The sequence below is a fragment of the Bacillus cereus group sp. Bce041 genome (genome assembly GCF_052646455.1).
In genome coordinates this window covers 1-952 of the sequence record NZ_JBQXON010000048.1, presented here as the reverse complement: position 1 = coordinate 952, position 952 = coordinate 1, and the positions used below count along the sequence as shown (strand labels likewise).

Here is a 952-nt window from a genome sequence, read left to right as displayed (position 1 = left end):
GCATAGAATCCTTCGGATTTCAAATGAGAATGAAAGGATTCTATGAGGGCATTATCATGGCAGTTTCCTGTACGAGACATGCTTGTGATAATGCCTTTTTCTTTGGCATATGTTTGAAATTGTTTTGATGTATACACCTTTCCTTGATCCGAATGTAAAATCGTATCAATCACATTTCGCTTTTTTAAAGCCTCTTTTAGAGTATCTAATACAAGAGAAACATCCTGTGTCTCAGCTATTTTATAACTTACAATTTCATTGTTAAACCCATCTATAATAGATGAAAAATAAAGAGTCTTATTGCCGAACATCAAATATGTGATATCAGTGAACCATTTTTCATTAGGCTTGGTAGCTTTAAATCTCCGTTGTATTCTATTTTTAGCTACCACTGGTTCATGACCGAGTACAAATATCTTTTTCTTTTTTCTAACCCGAGATAATACGTTGTATTTTCTCATGATACGTAATACTTTTTTATGATTCATTACGATGTTAAATTGATCACGTAGACAAGCTGTAACCCGACGATATCCATACCGATATTTATGATGTTGACATATTTCTATTACGGTTTTTTCTTCATGGTTAGTTACTGTTTTCTCCTGCTTTTTCCAACGATAATAAGTAGCACGTGAAATATTAAATATGGAACACAGTTCCGCAATTGTAAAAATTGATTGCCATTCCTTTATCATTTTCATTATTTCTTCTTTTCCTCCCACCTCCTTAAGATTTCTTGGCACTTTTCCAGCAATATAATCTTTGCCTTTAAATAACGTATTTCTAATTCTTTTTGTTCAAGTTCTGTTAACCTTTTTAAGCCTTTTCCATGTACAGATTGTCTTCCAATAGATTGTTCAAACCGATAGGTTTCGCCTTCACGATACCATTTCATCCAAGTTTTAATTTGAGCCACATGTCTAATTCCTAAGGCATCCATAATTTCTTT

The 952-nt window shown here is 32.9% G+C and carries 1 protein-coding gene and 1 pseudogene; both read right to left on the bottom strand.

Annotated features, from left to right (window positions below):
- A partial coding sequence (locus ACUN13_RS32155) for an IS3 family transposase (protein ID WP_445424200.1) occupies window positions 1-704 on the bottom strand: 704 nt, incomplete at its 3' end.
- Window positions 704-952: pseudogene (locus ACUN13_RS32150) on the bottom strand (hypothetical protein); the annotation flags it as partial. The pseudogene ACUN13_RS32150 and the gene ACUN13_RS32155, both read right to left, overlap by 1 nt.